Source organism: Streptomyces sp. NBC_00988 (genome assembly GCF_045162645.1).
Lineage (GTDB): Bacteria > Actinomycetota > Actinomycetes > Streptomycetales > Streptomycetaceae > Streptomyces.
Map to the genome: position 1 here is coordinate 9,173,799 of NZ_CP108730.1, position 15,636 is coordinate 9,189,434.

General features: G+C 72.1%; 14 protein-coding genes and 1 tRNA gene. 10 read left to right on the forward strand and 5 right to left on the reverse strand.

Annotation, left to right across the window (positions count from 1 at the left end; translation table 11 throughout):
- Positions 1–178 precede the first annotated feature (178 nt).
- On the reverse strand, positions 179–535 hold the full coding sequence (locus OG496_RS41630; protein ID WP_405974543.1) for a hypothetical protein: 357 nt from the start codon (positions 533–535) through the stop codon (positions 179–181).
- A 1,459-nt stretch (positions 536–1,994) separates the two neighbouring features.
- Between OG496_RS41630 and OG496_RS41635 the strand changes: the two genes are divergently transcribed.
- Genes OG496_RS41635 through OG496_RS41670 form a run of 8 tightly spaced genes read left to right on the forward strand, consistent with a single transcriptional unit; the run spans position 1,995 to position 10,563 of the window.
- A complete protein-coding gene (locus OG496_RS41635; protein WP_405974544.1) occupies positions 1,995–2,870 on the forward strand; it encodes a hypothetical protein in 876 nt (291 codons plus the stop codon).
- A 56-nt stretch (positions 2,871–2,926) separates the two neighbouring features.
- Positions 2,927–3,349, forward strand: coding sequence for a phage tail protein (locus OG496_RS41640; protein ID WP_200691099.1), 423 nt, complete (start codon positions 2,927–2,929; stop codon positions 3,347–3,349).
- 20 nt (positions 3,350–3,369) lie between these two features.
- Complete coding sequence (locus OG496_RS41645; RefSeq protein WP_366493166.1) at positions 3,370–4,089, forward strand: peptidase M23; 720 nt, start codon at positions 3,370–3,372, stop codon at positions 4,087–4,089.
- Entirely contained in the window at positions 4,089–5,996 is a 1,908-nt protein-coding gene (locus OG496_RS41650) for a VgrG-related protein (RefSeq protein WP_405974545.1), read from the forward strand. Before OG496_RS41645 ends, OG496_RS41650 begins: the two co-directional genes overlap by 1 nt.
- 37 nt (positions 5,997–6,033) lie before the next feature.
- Positions 6,034–6,477 (forward strand): GPW/gp25 family protein, encoded by a 444-nt coding sequence (locus OG496_RS41655; protein WP_019062855.1) that lies wholly within the window; start codon positions 6,034–6,036, stop codon positions 6,475–6,477.
- A 3-nt stretch (positions 6,478–6,480) separates the two neighbouring features.
- Positions 6,481–8,439, forward strand: coding sequence for a putative baseplate assembly protein (locus tag OG496_RS41660; protein WP_405974546.1), 1,959 nt, complete (start codon positions 6,481–6,483; stop codon positions 8,437–8,439).
- 46 nt (positions 8,440–8,485) lie between these two features.
- Positions 8,486–9,052 (forward strand): phage tail protein, encoded by a 567-nt coding sequence (locus OG496_RS41665; RefSeq protein ID WP_365303802.1) that lies wholly within the window; start codon positions 8,486–8,488, stop codon positions 9,050–9,052.
- Positions 9,049–10,563, forward strand: a complete 1,515-nt coding sequence (locus OG496_RS41670; RefSeq protein WP_405974547.1) for an NADase-type glycan-binding domain-containing protein — start codon at positions 9,049–9,051, stop codon at positions 10,561–10,563. The genes OG496_RS41665 and OG496_RS41670 overlap by 4 nt, the downstream gene beginning before the upstream one ends.
- Before the next feature lie 27 nt (positions 10,564–10,590).
- Here the strand turns inward: OG496_RS41670 and OG496_RS41675 are convergent, their stop codons facing one another.
- Positions 10,591–11,049: a cupin domain-containing protein gene (locus tag OG496_RS41675; protein WP_405974548.1), complete on the reverse strand. Its 459-nt coding sequence runs from the start codon at positions 11,047–11,049 to the stop codon at positions 10,591–10,593.
- A gap of 175 nt (positions 11,050–11,224) precedes the next feature.
- On the opposite strand from OG496_RS41675, the gene OG496_RS41680 reads away from it, so the two are divergent.
- Positions 11,225–11,842, forward strand: a complete 618-nt coding sequence (locus OG496_RS41680; RefSeq protein ID WP_405974549.1) for a TetR/AcrR family transcriptional regulator — start codon at positions 11,225–11,227, stop codon at positions 11,840–11,842.
- A gap of 22 nt (positions 11,843–11,864) precedes the next feature.
- Here OG496_RS41680 and OG496_RS41685 read toward each other — a convergent pair whose 3' ends face one another.
- The 3 genes from OG496_RS41685 to OG496_RS41695 all read right to left on the reverse strand — a co-directional run bounded on the left by OG496_RS41685 (position 11,865) and on the right by OG496_RS41695 (position 15,395).
- The gene (locus tag OG496_RS41685) at positions 11,865–14,249 is read right to left on the reverse strand and encodes a hypothetical protein (RefSeq protein WP_405974550.1); all 2,385 of its coding nucleotides are present in this window, start codon (positions 14,247–14,249) and stop codon (positions 11,865–11,867) included.
- Positions 14,250–14,252: 3 nt separating this feature from the next.
- A tRNA-Lys gene (locus OG496_RS41690) sits at positions 14,253–14,324 on the reverse strand.
- 51 nt (positions 14,325–14,375) lie between these two features.
- Positions 14,376–15,395: a YbhN family protein gene (locus OG496_RS41695; protein WP_405974551.1), complete on the reverse strand. Its 1,020-nt coding sequence runs from the start codon at positions 15,393–15,395 to the stop codon at positions 14,376–14,378.
- An 81-nt stretch (positions 15,396–15,476) separates the two neighbouring features.
- On the opposite strand from OG496_RS41695, the gene OG496_RS41700 reads away from it, so the two are divergent.
- Entirely contained in the window at positions 15,477–15,617 is a 141-nt protein-coding gene (locus tag OG496_RS41700) for a hypothetical protein (protein ID WP_366493158.1), read from the forward strand.
- The last annotated feature ends 19 nt before the right edge of the window (positions 15,618–15,636 follow it).

The following is a 15,636-nucleotide window of genomic DNA, read 5'->3' on the forward strand; positions in this document are numbered from 1 at the left end:
CGTTGACGAGGTCGAGTGCGGCTCCGGTGCAGCGGCGGTTGGTTGGTCGGCGGAACTCGGGGGCTGTGGGGGGTGGTTCGGGTGGCGAGTCACCTGTTCCGCTCGTTGTTCCGGCAGCCGGTGACGTTGTGGAGCAACTCGGTGGTGTTGCAGGCGTAGTTCGTGATGCGGGAGGCGCTCACGGCACGGGCGGGAACGTAGCCGGGCCGGTGGCGGTACAGCGTGCCGTGGCCGGGGCAGCGGGTGGCGTGGGGGAGCCGCAGGATGCGGTTCCGGTGACTCCGAGAAGCCCGGTCGTCGGCACACCGCTGATGCCACCGGCGCCCGACGTGACCGAGCCCGAAAGTCGCCCCGTCAGTCGCGGTAGCGCGGCTCCTGTTTCCCGGGGCGGGACGGACAGCGTGCAGCGGGCGGTCACCGCGCCGGGTGTCACGGCTACGGCTTCGACGGCTCCGAAGTCCACGCCGATGCCGATGCCGATGCCGATGCCGACGCCGAACTCCGCAGCGCCGTCAGCCGAGTTGCGGTCAGCCACGCCCGTCGCTCCGGCGCAGCCGACGACCCCGAACACCTCCCGCGCACCGATGCCCGTACAACGTGCCGCGAGTGCTCCTGCCCCACGCGATGGGGGCACCACCCAGCCCCAACCTCAGCTCCACACGCCGGCACCCCTCACAGAACCGACGGATTCCGCCCGCACCCGGACCGGTGACCCCGGCAACGATCCAACCCCCGGTCCTACGCCCCCTCCCGCACCCCAGATCCAACGCAGCGCCGCCCGTCGCCCGCCTCGCATCCCCCTCGGCGCCCCGCTCACCACGCGCCCGAACGAGACACAGCAGACCGCGATACCCGTACCGCCGATGCCCAGTTCGGCTACTCACCCCGCGCAGGGCGACATGCCCAACGCCCCTGCCCCACAAGGTGATTCGCCCACTGTTCCGGCGCCCACGTCCTCCCTGGCAGCAGGTTCGCCGACACCCGCCCCCGACTCTCCGGCTCCCGTGACGCCCACTCCCGTCCGGCGCCGTTCACCCCTTGGAGCTCCGGTCAGCGTCCCGCCCGCAGACGCCAGGCCCCTCATCGGTTCGCCGTTTCCGCCGGCCGGCACCGGGCACCGTACGGAACCGGGTTCGAGGCCGACAGCGGGACCCGGGCCGACGATCCAACGAAGCGTCGCCCCCAACACGTCCGCACCGCCCCCGGCCACCGCGCCCACCACCACCCCACCCGCGCCTGCCGCGTACCCAACCACCGCACATCCGCTTGCCGCGCCCTCAACTACCGTGCCCCGGCCGACCGCAGCCCGGGCCGACCCGGCGACACCGGGTCCAGGGCCGACGGCCCAGCGAAGCGTCGCGGCGAGCGCGCCTGTACCGGCTGCTCAGGCACCCTCGGCCATGGGCCCCTCACCCGCCACGCCCCCAGCCACCGGCGTCCCGGCCGACCTGGCAGCTCCGGCGACACCGGGTCCGGGTCCAGGTCCGGGGCCGCGGCCGGCGATCCAGCGAAGTGTCGCTCCGAGCACGCTTGTACCGGCCACGCAGACCCCCTCGGCCACCGCCCCCTCACCCGCCGCCGTGTCCCCGACCAGCGCAGCCCCGGCCGACCTGGGAATTCCGGCGAGGCTGGGCCAGAGGCCAGTGATCCAGCGAAGCGTCGCGCCGAGCGAGCCGGGACTGGCCCCGCAGGCCCCCTCGGCCACGGCCCCCTCGGCCACGGGCCCCTCTCTCACCGCAGCCCCGGCCAGCCTGGTAGCTCCGGCGACACCGGGTCCGGGGCCGATGGTCCAGCGAAGCGTCGCCCCGAGTACGGCTGTTCCGCCCGCGCAGGCTCCTTCGGCCACCGCCCCCTCACCCGTCACGCACCTGACCGCCGCGGACCGGCCGACCGCAGCCCAGGCCGTGAGCCCGATTCCGGCTGTGCTTCCGTCCTCGGCCGTGACTTCGTCCGAGGTTGGGCCCTGGTCATCGGCCGTGACTACACCTCCAGCCGTGATGCCGTCTCCAGCCGTGCCCTCGCTCTCGCCCCCGGCCGTGCCGCCGCCCTCAACCACGGCTCCGCTCCGCGTCACGAAGCCGACTCCGCAGAGCCCGACCACGCCCGATCCGGTCTCTCCCCGCACGGCCTCCCGTACCGCACCGCCGCTCACCGCACCCAGTCCTACGGCACAGGCACCCACCACACCTGCGCCCTCAATCGGTTCGCTCCACGCTCCACCCCCAGCGCAGCGCCCCGCACCCACATCGCCGTTCACCCCCGTACAACGTCGCCGTCGTACGACACCCGACAAGCCCGCCACACCCGTAGTACCCGGCACTCCTCCCAAAGCCCCCGCCACCCCCGGAGTACCGAGCACCCCCGCCATACCCGTAGTACCCCTACGCCTCTCCGCCCCCGCACCCCACACCCCCCTCCCGGTCTCCACCCCACCCGGACCTCTCTCCACCGCACCTCGCCCCCTCATCTCCTCCGTCCAACGCAACCCCTCCTCCGCCACCCCCCTGAACCGAGCCCGCCACACCCTCGCCAAAACCCCTACCTCCACCCCCACCGAGCCCGCCGCAGTCGCCGCCCCCGCCGCACGCCCCTCCACCCCGCCCCCGCCGTACACCGCATCCCCCTCCCAGTCACCCCCACCCCCCGACCCGCCACCCCCGTACTCCCCAACCGCAACCGCCGACGCCTCCGGCCCCCCACCCCCCGCCTACGAGGCAATCCCCGCAGGCCAGTTCGACCCCCGAGACCTCACCGACTTCCAGCTCGACGAACTCGTGCACCGGATCATCGGCCGCATCACCCGCCTGATCCGCACGGAACTGCGCCTGGACCGCGAACGGATCGGCAAGCTCCGCGACCCCCGCCACTAACCGGCACCCCGCACCCCGCACCCCGACGCAACAACAGAAAGGCAGGCCCACCCCCGATGTCCCGCCTCGACCCGGGCTCCACCATCTGGTTCACCCTCAGCATCGACGGCGAGAGCCTCGGCTACTTCAACGGGTGCGACGGGCTGTCGTCGACGGTGGAGATCGAGCACCGGCAGGAGGGCGGCAACAACGGCTTCGTCTGGCAACTCCCCACCCGTGTCACCTTCTCCACCATCCGGCTGACCCGCCCGCTCACCCCGGACACCGCGAAGGTCGCCAAGTGGATCTCCTCCGTGCAGACCGGGATCAAGCGGCCCACCGGGCAGATCGCGGCGCTGCGTGCGGACGGTTCGGAGGTCGCGCACTGGGGGCTGATCGACGTGCTGCCGGTGAGCTGGCAGGGCCCCTCCCTGGACCCGGCGGGGCCGGCCGTCGCCACCGAGGTCCTGGAGATCGCCCACCACGGATTCACGGACTGAGCGGGGGCGGGAAGCAGACCATGGCCACCAGCAGAGGCGCGGGCAAGAGCCTTGTCCGTGCCAGTCTCGCCATTCACGAGCCGCCCGTCGGAGGCAGCACCACCCCGGGCGGGCTCATCAAGACCTTTGCCTTCGACTTCAACCCGGCGCAGCTGTCCCTCACCCGTCGCGCCCAGTGGAAGACGACCCCCGCGCAGATCGAACGGGACGGCTCCCTCCCGGAGTTCATGGGTTCGCAGCCGCGCGAGATGGGCGTGGAGATCTTCCTCGACTCCTCCGACGAACCGACCAGCAACTCGGTGCTGAAGAAGGTCGAGTCCCTGCTCGCGTGCTGCGACGTGACCACCAAGTCCATTGCCGCCAAACAGCCTTCACCGCCGTGGGTGGTGTTCCAGTGGGGGTCGTTCTCCACCGCCCGGTTCACCGCCTACGTCTCCTCCGTCGAGGCCGCCTACTCGCTCTTCGGCACCACCGGCGTACCCATCCGTGCCACCTGCCGGCTCCAACTGCACGAGATCCCGAGCAACACCAAGGGCCAGAACCCGACTTCGGGCGCGCTCACCGCGCAGCGCGTCCACCGGGTCGTAGCAGGGGACTCCTTGCAGTCGCTGGCCTGGCGGGAGTACGGCGACTCCGCCGCGTGGCGGGCGATCGCCGAGGCCAACGGGATCGACGACCCGACGCGGCTCGCGAACGGTGTCGAACTCGTGCTGCCCGCCGCCGAGGAGGTGCGTTCCTGATGGTGAAGGCCGCGTTCTCGAACGTCGTCGAGGTGAAGATCGGCGGCGCCAAGATCCCTTCCGAGTACGCCCGTTACCTCGTCGACAGCTACGTCGACCAGGGCGTCGGCGTGCCCGCCGCGTTCCGGCTCACCTTCCGGGACCCGTACCGCCTGATCCTCGGCAAGCTCGGAGTCACCTTCGGCACGAAGGTCGTCATCGCGCCGGTCGCCGACGGACAGGGTGCCTCCGATCCGCTGCTCACCGGTGAAGTCACCGGACTTGAGGCGGACTACGACGGCACCGGCACCTTCACCGTCGTGCGCGGCTACGACTTCGGGCACCGGCTGCTGCGCCAGCGCCGCGTCGCCGCCTACCGCAACCAGAGCGCGTCCGACATCGCCCGCAAACTCGCCGCCCAGGACGGGGTGCCGATCGGGAAGATCACGTCGACGCGGACCGTGTACGAGTTCATCTCCCAGTCCAATGTCACTGACTGGGACTTTCTCGCGCGGCTCGCCGACGAGAACGAGATGGTCATGTCGGTCGACGCGGACGGCAGGTTCCAGTTCGTGGAGCCGAAACCGTCGTCCGGTGCGCCGTCCCCCGAAACCGACGGCGACAAGAGCCCGTTCGTGCTCCAGGCCGGGCACGACATCCTGCGGCTGCGGGCCGCCGTGACCGCCGCCGACCAGGTCGGCACCGTCGAGGCGCGCGGCTGGGACGTCACCACGAAGAAGAAGCTCACCGCCACCTCGCCCGGGGCCTCGAATCCGTCCATCGGTATCGGGACCACCCCGGGCGCGGCGGCCGGGAAGTTCAAGACGGCCAAGCTGGTGGAGACGGGCACGCCCTACGACAAGCAGACCGAGGTGAAGTTCGCCGCCGCCGCCCTCGCCGACGACGTGACGTCCTCCTTCGCCGAACTGGAGGTCGTCGCGCGCGGAAACCCCAAGCTGCGCCCGGGAGTTCCGGTCGCGCTCGCGGACGTGGGCTCGCCCTTCGAGGGCAAGTACACGGCCACCTCCGTACGGCACGTCTTCGGCGACGGCAAGCACTACGAGACGTGGGTGACGGTCAGCGGACGGCAGTGGCGTTCGCTGTACGGGCTCGCCTCGGGCGGCTCGGAGACCGCGCCCCGGCTGCCCGGCGTCGCCAACGCCCTTGTCACGGACGTCAACGACCCGCTCAAGCAGGGGCGGGTGCGGTTGCAGTTCCCGTGGCTGGACGACACGTACGTCAGCGACTGGACGCGGACCGTGCAGTGGGGCGGGCTCGGCGGTGGCGGGATCTTCCCCATGGACGTCAATGACGAGGTGCTGGTCGCCTTCGACCGGGGGGCACTTGACCATCCGTTCGTGATCGGCGGGCTCTACAACGGCAAGGACAAGCCGACCGTCGTCGGTGACGTTCCGCTGCATGACGCCGTACGGAAGAAGGCGAGCCGGCACACCGTCTCCGACCGGGACGGCAACCGGATGGACCTGCTCAGCCAGAAGACCGGCAGCCGCAAGCAAGGTGTCCGACTGGCCTCCGGGGACAAGCAGTTGACCATCACCCTGGACCGCACGAACACCGAGATCGTGGTGGACAGCAAGGGCGAGGTCACCATCAAGGGCAGCCGCTCGGTGTCGGTCGAGGCCGGTACCGATCTCACCCTCAGCGCCCGGCGCAGTCTCACGATCAAGAGCGGCGGGCCGCTGAACATCGAGGGGCGCGGGCTGGTCAACGTCAAGTCGACCACCGGAGCGATCACGCTGGACGCGATGGGCGCCCTCAACATGAAGGCGCTCGGCAACGCGATGCTCACCGCGGGCGCGAGCGTGCAGGTCAACTCCATCGGCAACGTGGGTATTCGGGCCGTCACCGTGCCGATCATGGGCGTGGTCACCCTCAACGGCCTTGTCCCGATGGTGATTCCGGCATGAGTGGCCCAACGGGCGAGGAACGGGCGGGTGTTGTCTGATGGCCGAACAATTCGTGGGCTCTGGTTGGTCGTTCCCGCTGCGTATCGGGCCGACCGGCGGCATCGCGCTGGTCAGCGGGGAACGCGAGGTCGAGGAGGCGATCCGGCTCGTGCTGTCCACCGCGCCGGGCGAGCGGCCGATGCGGCCCGACTTCGGCTGCGCGATCCACGACCTGGTGTTCGCACCGGTCAACGAGCAGACCGCGGGCCGGATCCAGCACGAGGTGCACGTCAGCCTCGACCGCTGGGAGCCGCGCATCGAGGTCGACGACGTCGAGGTCACCGCGGGCACCGAGCAGAGCGTGCTGTACATCGACGTCCGCTACTCGATCCGCGGCACCAACAACCCGCGCAGCCTCGTCTTCCCCTTCTACGTCATCCCGTCCCACGACGAGCCGGACACCTCCGGTACGCCCGGCACGGCTGCTGAAAGCGACAACTGACCGATGGCCCTGCCCTCCCCGAACCTCGACGACCGCCGCTTCCAGCAGTTCGTCGACGACGCCAAGCGCTACATCCAGCAGCGCGCCCCGGAGTGGACCGACCACAACGTCTCCGACCCCGGCGTCACCCTCGTCGAGACGGTCGCGCACATGGCCGACCAGATCGTCTACCGCCTCAACCGGGTACCGGACAAGAACCACTTGGCCTTCCTCGACCTGGTCGGCATCACGCTCTTCCCGCCGTCCGCGGCCCGCACCGACGTCACGTTCTGGCTGTCGGCGCCCCAGGAGGAAGCGGTGCAGGTGCCGCTGGGCACCGAGGTGGCGACCATGCGCACCGAGGGCGAGGAGGCGGTGGTCTTCGCCACCGAGCGCGAACTCGCCGTAGTACCAAGCGCGTTGCGGCATCTTGTCGTGCAGCACCGGGGCAAGCAGGTCGTCGACCGCACTCACGACCTGGCCGAGGGCAACCACGTGATGTGCTTCGCCGAGTCGCCCGACCCCGGTGACTCGATGCTGTTCGGCCTCACCGCCGCCGTCCCGCACTGCGCCCTCGCCCTCGAACTCGACAGCCGTGTCGACGGAGTTGGCGTCGATCCCCGCCAACCGCCCCTGGTGTGGGAGGCGTGGACCGCCGACGGCTGGCAGGCATGCGAGGTGGACCGCGACGGCACCGGCGGCCTCAACCGCCCCGGCGCGGTCGTCCTGCACGTCCCCGGCGGCCACACCCTGTCCCGCAACGGCGGCCAGGAAGCGGGCTGGTTGCGCTGCCGCGTCACCGAACCCCACTCCGACCAGCCCTTCTACACCACCTCGCCGACCGTCCGCTCCGCCGAGGCCTTCACCATCGGCGGCACCACCACCGTCGTCCACGCCGACACCGTCTACGACGAGGCGCTCGGCGAGTCCACCGGCCTCCCCGGGCAGCGGCTGCGGCTCTCCCACACACCCGTCGTCGGCGACGCCACGCCCCTGCTCCTCCAGACCGCCGAGCACGACGGCTGGACGGACTGGCAGGTCGTCCCGCACTTCGCCGCCTCCGGCCCCGACGACCGCCACATCACCCTGGACGCGGCCACCGGCGAACTCGCCTTCGGACCCGCCGTCCGCGAACCCGACGGCTCGCTGCGCCAGTACGGCGGGGTCGCCCCCAAGGGCTCGGTGATCCGCGCCCGCCGCTACCGCACCGGTGGCGGCCGGGCCGGCAACGTGGCGCGCGGCGCGGTACAGATCCTGCGCAGCTCCATCCCGTACGTCTCCGAAGTCGTCAACCGTGAGGCGGCACGCGGGGGAGTGGACGGCGAGACCGTCCAGGAGGCCAAGACCCGCGCGCCGATCACCCTGCGCGCCCAAGAGCGGGCGGTCACCCTCCGGGACTACGAGGAACTGTCGCGCCGGGCCGCCCCCGAGACCGCGCGCATCACCTGCCTGGAGGGCGACGAGGAGGAGCACGGGGCCTACGCGGTACGGGTGTTGGTCGTCCCGCAGGCCGTGCCCGACCCCGGCGGACGGCTGCGCTTCGAGCAACTGGTGCCCGGGGACGCCCTGTTGGACCGCATCACCCGGCATCTCGACGAACGGCGGCTGATCGGGACCCGGTTGGCGGTCGGCCCGCCGTTCTACCAGGGCATCACCGTCGTCGCCACGGTCCACGCCTTCCGCGGCGTCGACACCGACCGGGTGCGCCGCCAGGCCCATGACGCGCTGTACGGCCACCTCGACCCGCTCACCGGCGGATCGGACGGAAAGGGCTGGCCGTTCGGACGTCCAGTGCAGTCCGGCGAGGTGTTCGCGGTGCTCCAGCGGGTGCCCGGCGTCGAGTTGGTCGACGAGGTCGTCCTGCACCCGGCCGACCCGCTCACCGGCAAGCGCGGCGACCCCACGGACCGTATCGACCTGGAGCGGCCGTCGCTGGTGTTCTCCTTCGACCACCGCGTCCGCGTGATCGGAGACGGCGCGTGAACATCACCAGCGTGAAGGTCGCCAACTCCGTGCAGGGAGGCATGCGTTGAGGGGATCAGTTGACGGCCTCGGCTCCTCCGCGCCGATCGGGGCGATGCTGCCCGCCGTGTTCGCGGACGACGACCTCGCCCAGCGTTTCGTCGCCGGGCTCGACGAGGTCGTAGCGCCGATCCTGAGTGTGCTGGACTGCCTCGACACGTACTTCAGGCCGTCGCTGGCACCGCTCGACTTCGTTCAGTGGCTGGGGAGTTGGGTCGGGGCCGAGACCGACGGCAGCGAACCGGAGGAGCGGCTGCGGGCCGCCGTAGCCGCCGCCACGTACCTCCACCGTATTCGCGGCACCCGGCGTGGACTGGCCGAGGCCGTGCGGCTGGCCTTCGGTGCCGAACCGGAGATCACCGAGAGCGGCGCCGCCGACTGGAACGCCCGCCCGCTCGGCCCGGTGCCCGGCGAGCGCAGCCCGCGGCTGCACGTCCACCTGCGGCTGCCCGCGCCGACCACCCTGGACACCCACCGCCTGGACGCCCTCGTGGCGGCCGCCCGCCCCGCCCACATGCCGTACACGGTCCAGGTGACCGCCACCGTGCTCCCCGAAAGGAACCCCGAGAGATGACGACCACCCAGAGCTGCGCCGAATGCGGAACCCGCGCGGAACCGGGCCAGTCGTTCTGCGACGCCTGCGGCGCCGTCCTGAGCTGGACGGACCGCGCGGGCGCCCGCACCGGGGCCCCGGCCGAACGCGGCGAGAGCGCCGGGGGAGCCCCGGCCGCCCATGGTGACCCCGGCTGGGACGCCTTCCCCCAGTCCGACGACGCGGGACTGCCGCGCACGCACCGGGACACGCTGAGCACGAACGACCCGGGCGACAACCAGCAGTCTGCGCAAGGGAGTTCGGGCTCGGACGACCCCGCCGCCCGACTCGACGCCCTGTCCCTGCGCCTGGACGCCCTCGCCGCCGGCGGTTCGTACGACTCGGTCGGCGCGGGCTCCCGGCAGGAGCCGGCGAGAGGCGAGGCGTCCGGCGGCGCTACGACTCCCCATCCCTCCGGGGCTTCTACGACTCCTCACGCATCCGGCGCCGCCACGACCCACCCCACGCCCCACCCGACCACGGCCCCCGCGCCCGACGCGCCGTACGTGAACCACGACGGCACCACCGCCCGCACCCCCTCCACGACCGACACCGCCCCCACCCAACCGGTCCCCGCCACCTCCCCGGAACCGGAGTCCGAGGCCGAGCGCGCCCGGCGGCTCCTCGTCCCGGTCTCCGACCCGGAGCCCCGCCAGGCGCCCTCCGTGGCCCCGGTCCTGCCCGGCCGCCCGGTCGCCGCGCGCCCGCAGGCCGTGCGGGCACCCGGTGTCGAACCCGGTGCCGCCGGCGGGGTGCCCTGCCCCTGGTGCGCCACGGCCAACCGGCCCGACCGGCACTACTGCGCCCGCTGCGCGATGCCCATGGCCGGCGAGGAGCACGCCCCCGGGCGACTGCCCTGGTGGCGGCGGCTGCTCGCGTTCCGGAACGGTGAGATCCCGTGGGCGGGCGACCGGCCCCGGCTGCGCCGTACCTTCGACCGGGTGCTGACCTGGGTGGGCGCGGCGCTCGTGCTGACCCTGCTGATCGTGCTGGCCGTCAACATCCCACGTGCCGTGGACGCGACCAAGGACCACTTCGCCAAGCGGGCCCCCGTCTACCCGGACCGTGTCAGCGCCTCCCGTTCCTTCCCGGGGCACAAGCCGGAGCTGGCCTTCGACCGGCTGAACAACACCTGGTGGGGGCCGGGGGTGAGCCAGGCGGGCAAGGGGCAGTGGCTGGAGGCACAGTTCGACGAGCCGACGCGGCTGCTGGACCTGATGATCACCCCGGGCGTCTCCACCCGCCCCGACCAGCTCAGCCAGTCGGCGCTCCCGCACCGGATCGAGGCGGTGATCACCACGGCCAAGGGCAAGACGATCACCCGCCAGATCACCCTGGACCAGGGGGCGGGAGCCCAGCGCCGTTCCTTCCGCGTCGGCACGGTCACGTCGGTCCGCTTCACCATCGAGTCCGCCTACGGAGCCTCCGGGAGCAAGCAAGTGGCCATCGCCGAGATCGAGTTCTTCGGCCCGTCGAACGCAGGCGGTTCCTGACGGGCGGTCCCTACGGCGCCGGGTGCCTCAGGCGTAGTCGGTCGCGGGGACGGTGCCGTAGCGGCTCATCGTCTCGATCGTCGACTCGGTGTTGAACTCCCGGCCGCCGGCGATCATGTCCCGCAGGTCGCGGAAGTACTGCACGAACAGGTCGGGCGTGAAGGTGTTGACCATCACCGCGGGCTCGTCGCCGGGGTTGGCGAAGGTGTGCGGGGCGCCCGGCGGGATCATCGCGAGGGTGCCCGCCGGGGCGATGTGGACGGTCTCGCCGATGGTGAAGTGCACGGTGCCGGAGACGACGTAGAAACCCTCGTCGTGCTGGGCGTGGCGGTGCTGCGGCGGGCCCTGGGTGTGCGGGGCGAGGGTGATCTCGCCGATCCCGAGACGGTGGCCGGTGGTGCCGCCGTCCTCCAGGATGCGCATCGTGACCGGGCCCAGCTGGATCGACTCGCCGTCGTCCGGACCGACCACGGAAACCTCGTTCATCGCCGACTCCCTTGTGTGTGGCGCGAGTTGAGCGTTCGTCGCGCTGTGGCGCGCCCTCAGAACAGTAGGCGGGCATCTCTCGTTATGCAAGCAGACTCTCACAATGAGAGCTTGTCGTGATAACGTAAGGGGGACGGACGGCAACGACGAGCGAATACGGGGAAGTGACGCACCGATGGCGACAGCACAGACGGACACGGGCCGCAGCAACCAGAAGAAGCGCACCCGTACGGCGATCGTCGAAGCGGCCCGCGGGCTGATCGGCACGGGCAGTGAGGTGACGATGCCCGAGGTCGCCCGCGTCGCCCTGGTCTCCGAGGCCACCGCCTACCGCTATTTCCCCGACCTGCCGTCCCTGATCGGCGAGGCCCTGGCCGGTGTCTGGCCCGACCCCGTCGACGCGCTCGGCCCGGTCGCCGACTCCCGCGATCCGGTCGAACGGATCGCGTTCGCCTGCGATTTCCTGCTCCGCGGCACCCTGGCCCGGCAGGGCGGGGTGCGCGCGATGATGGCCGCGACCATCGTCCGCCCCGACGCGGCGAACATGCGCCCCGGCATCCGCTTCGGCCTCATCGACCACGCCCTCGCCCCTCTGGCGGCCACCCTCGGGGAGTCCGACCCGGACGCGTTCACCCAGCTCAAGCGGGGCCTCGCGGTGGTCATGGCCGCGGACGCCCTGTTTACCCTCACCGACCAGTGCGGCCTCACCCCCGACGAGGCGATCACCAGCGCCGTACGTACCGCGAAGACCCTGACGGAGGCGGCGGTGCGGACGGTGGCCGACGGGTCCTAGCGACTGCCGGCGCGCGGGACCCTCAACTGCCGTGCGGCGCACCGGTTGTCGGGTCGGACGCCAGCCAGTGGCCGTCCGTGGTCCAGCCGAGGAGGCGGCGGGTGCGACCCCCGTCCGCCGTGCCGTCGGCGCCGAAGGCACCGCCGTCGGCGACCAGACGTAGTCCCGCCAGGGCGGGGCCGAGGCGGATGAGGACGTGGGCCGGGTGGCGGGCCGCCTCCGCCTCCAGGTCGTCGAGCACGCGGCGCTGTTCGGCGGGCGGGCAGAGGGACAGGTGGAACACCAACTGCCGCCAGGCGTACGCCGCGTCCTTGATCGCGGAGTACGGCCACGGGTTGCGGTGCACCCGGGCCGTCAGCCGGCAGACGGTGCCGAAGCAGCGGCGCGCCAGGTCGGCCCAGCCCGGCTCGGGGGTGATGCCGACCCGGTGGACCAGCGTGGCCAGGTTGTGCGTGGTGAGGATCTGGGACTGCTCGATCACCTTGCCGTTGGCCGCCACCCAGGACCCGGACGAGGAACTGGACTTCGACCGGCCCGGAGCCGAGGACGCCGCAGCGGCCCGCTCCGCGCACAGCCGCGCGAACCCCGGGGACGTACGGGGCCCTGCCCCGGATTTGTCCGACCGGCCCGTCAACTCGCCTGCGTGGACGGTCCCTTCGGCGATCGCCAGGTCGCGGATCGCCGCGTAGTCGATGCCGTAGTACCGCTCGTACAGCGAACCGGCGAGCAACTCGCCCGCGATCCCGGCCGCCACAAGGAACTTGGGGCCGAAGGCGTCCATGAAGATGTCCGCGGCCAGCTCCTCCACCAGCGGGGCGCCCAGCTCCGACTGGCGGGCGAGCACGCCGAGTTCGCGCACGAGCGGGTTGGGCAGGATCGTGCCCGGGAACCCGAGCACGGCCAGCTCGCCCAACTGCCGTAGCAGCAGGGCCGCTTCGGCTGTGCCGTCGCCGCGCTGCGCGGCCACCGCCCGGACCCAGGGCAGTTCCTCGATCCGGACCTGCCGCTCCAGGTTGAGCAGGAGCAGCGAACGGCGGTTGCGGAACGCGCGGTAGTCCGCGGCCATCAGCGTTCGCAACGCCGGGTCGTCGTAGCTCCGCGCGGTGGCGACGGCGACCAACCGCGGTACCAGTCCGGCCAGTACCTCGGCCGAGGGGACGACTCCCCGGTCCACGAGGGTGGCCACCGGTGCGCTGAGCGCGTCCTCGACCACCCGGCTTACGGCGGGCGGGAGTTGGGCGCCGGCGGGCAGGCCGGTCTCCCGCTCCTCCGGTCCGGTCACGGGGGCGAGTACGGGGGTGAGGTCGGTGATGCCCGACTCCTGGGGCAGCCCGGCGAGGCGGCCCACCACCACTTGCGCCAGGGCGTGGTGGGAGGGGAGCGCGGCCTGGGCCCGCTGTACGCGGCGCAGTTCCGTGTGCGGGGCCGAGCCCGGCACACCGCGCCGCCGCACCATCGACGCGACGGCGTGCCGCAGCAGCCCGAGCCGCCGCGCGTCCAACAGACGCCCGGCGACGGTCTCTTCGAGCGCGCCGCGCAGAATGCCCAGGTTCTCCTTGGGGCTACGGTGCTTCCCGCAGTGGGTGTGCTCCTCGGCCAGCTGCCGGTACCGGCTCAACAGGGCGGAACCGCGCTCCAACCAGTCGGCGTCCGGGGCGAGTTCGAGCACCCGCGCGTCCTCCGCGCCCGCCGTCTCCAGCCAGTGGACGAGCAACTCGTCCCCGAACGGCTGCCATACGGCGAGTGCCTCGCGCTGTGTCTCCACGGCCGCGTTCGGGCGCCGCCGGACCAGCCGGTCCACGGTGTCGGAGACGCTGCGGCGGTACAGCGCGTCGGTGACGTCCGACGCGGGCCGGCCGGTCGACGGGCGTGGCAGGAACCGGAGTTGATCCGCGAACGGCTCCAGCTCCGCGACCAGATCCAGCGCGGCGGCCGTCTCCCCGTGCCGCACCAGCCAGGCCATGGTGAGCAGCGCGCCCTCCTCGGGCACGCTCACCTCGTACCGCCCGCTGTTCAACTGCCCCCACAGCCAGGCGAGTCCGGCGTCGGTGAGGCAGTGCGCGAACAGCGCCCGCCGGTCCGCGGGCACGCCGAACCGCTCCGCGAGCCGTGTCTCGTACGGCTGGAGCGGGCCGCCCGCGCTCGGGGTGCCCGTGGCGAAGCCGCCGTGCACCACCTCGGGGGTGACCCAGGCCGGGAGTCCGGCCACCGGGGTGCGCGAACCGATCGACAGCAGGCCGCCGGACATCCCCGCGAGCACGGCACGCCAGCGCGTCACGCGGCTCTCCGCGCGACGGCGGGTGTCGGCGTCCTCGTGGGTCAGCGCGGTCGTGAAGGCCTTGGCCAACTGGCCCCGGGCATAGCCGGGGGCCGCGGTGAGGTGCTGCTGGTCAGCGTCGTCATTCATAAGCCGACGTGGCAGGTCCTGCCCCTGCGCCCTCCGGGATAAGAGCCCGGTGCTCTGCTGCTGAGCTACACGCCGATGAGCAGCGACGCTAGACGCGGAACGGGCCGCCGTACAAGGGGATTTCGGTCATAGCACCTTCCGGTGGACCAGCGCCGACAGCATCAACGCGCCAGGCAGCAACGGCACCCACACCGTGAGGACGCGGTAGCCGATGACGCTCGCCGTGGCCAGGTCCATGGGGGCGCCGAACGCGACCATCGTGAACACCGTCGCCGCGTCCACGGGACCGATCCCGCCGGGTGCGGGAACGGCGCCGACCGCGGTGCTGGCGGCGAGGAACGCGAGGACGACCTGGGCCCAGGACAGCGGCATGCCCAGCGAGGCGCCGACCGAGAAGATCACGGTCGCCTGCAGTACCGGCGCGGCGGCCGCCCCGCCCCACAGGGCGAGGATCCGGCTGGGCATGGTGTGCAGCTGCCGTACGTCGGTCAGCGCGGTGCGGAAGCAGCGCAGGACCGGGCGGCGCAGCGGAGGGACGACGGCCAGGAGCAGGCCGGCCGTGCCGAGCGCGAAGCCCAGCCCGCCGAAGGCGAGGACCAACGACCAGCCCCGCGGGACGAGTTGGCCGAACCTCAGCATCTCGGGGAAGGCGATGAGGAAGGCGATGAGCACGATGGTCTTCGCGATCGGCCGGACGAGCGAGTACAGGGCGAGCGAGGCGGTGGCGCGGGCGAGGGGGATGCCGCGGCCCTGGAGGAAGCGCAGCGTCACGGCGTGGGCGCCGATGCTGGCCGGCAGTGCGTGGTTGGCGGCGCCGGCGGCGAACTGCGAGGCGATCAGCAGCCCGGTCGGCAGCCGCTCGGGCACGGCGCCCTGGCGGACGAGGGCGGCGGTGCCCCAGCCGAGGCAGGTGAAGAAGAACGCGGCGAGCAGCCACCAGGGGTCGGCGGAGGCGAGCCGGGCCGTGCCGTCGTACATGGCACGCCAGTCGACCGCCGCCCACACCGCGATCAGCAGCAGGGGCAGCAGGGTCAGGATCCTGGTGGCGAGGCGTGCCGCGGAGGGGAGGCGGAAGGGGACGGGGGCGGGGCCGGGAGTGGAGACGGGGAGCGGCCCGGGGATCTCTTCGAGCGGAAGCAGGGACACGTTGCGAAACGTTCCCGTCCGGTATGACGTCGTGGTGTCCGTCAGCGGAAGGGGCGCGGGCGGCTGGGCGACGCGGACGGCATGAATGGCCTGAAGGGCCCGGGTGAACGCACCGGGCGCACCATCGGCATCATCTGTGCCATCGCCCACTCCACCACCCACGCCACCACCCCAGATCATTGCCTGAATCAACAATCCATCGGTTTGTTGACTTTAGGTTGAGCGAGCCATTTCAATTCCA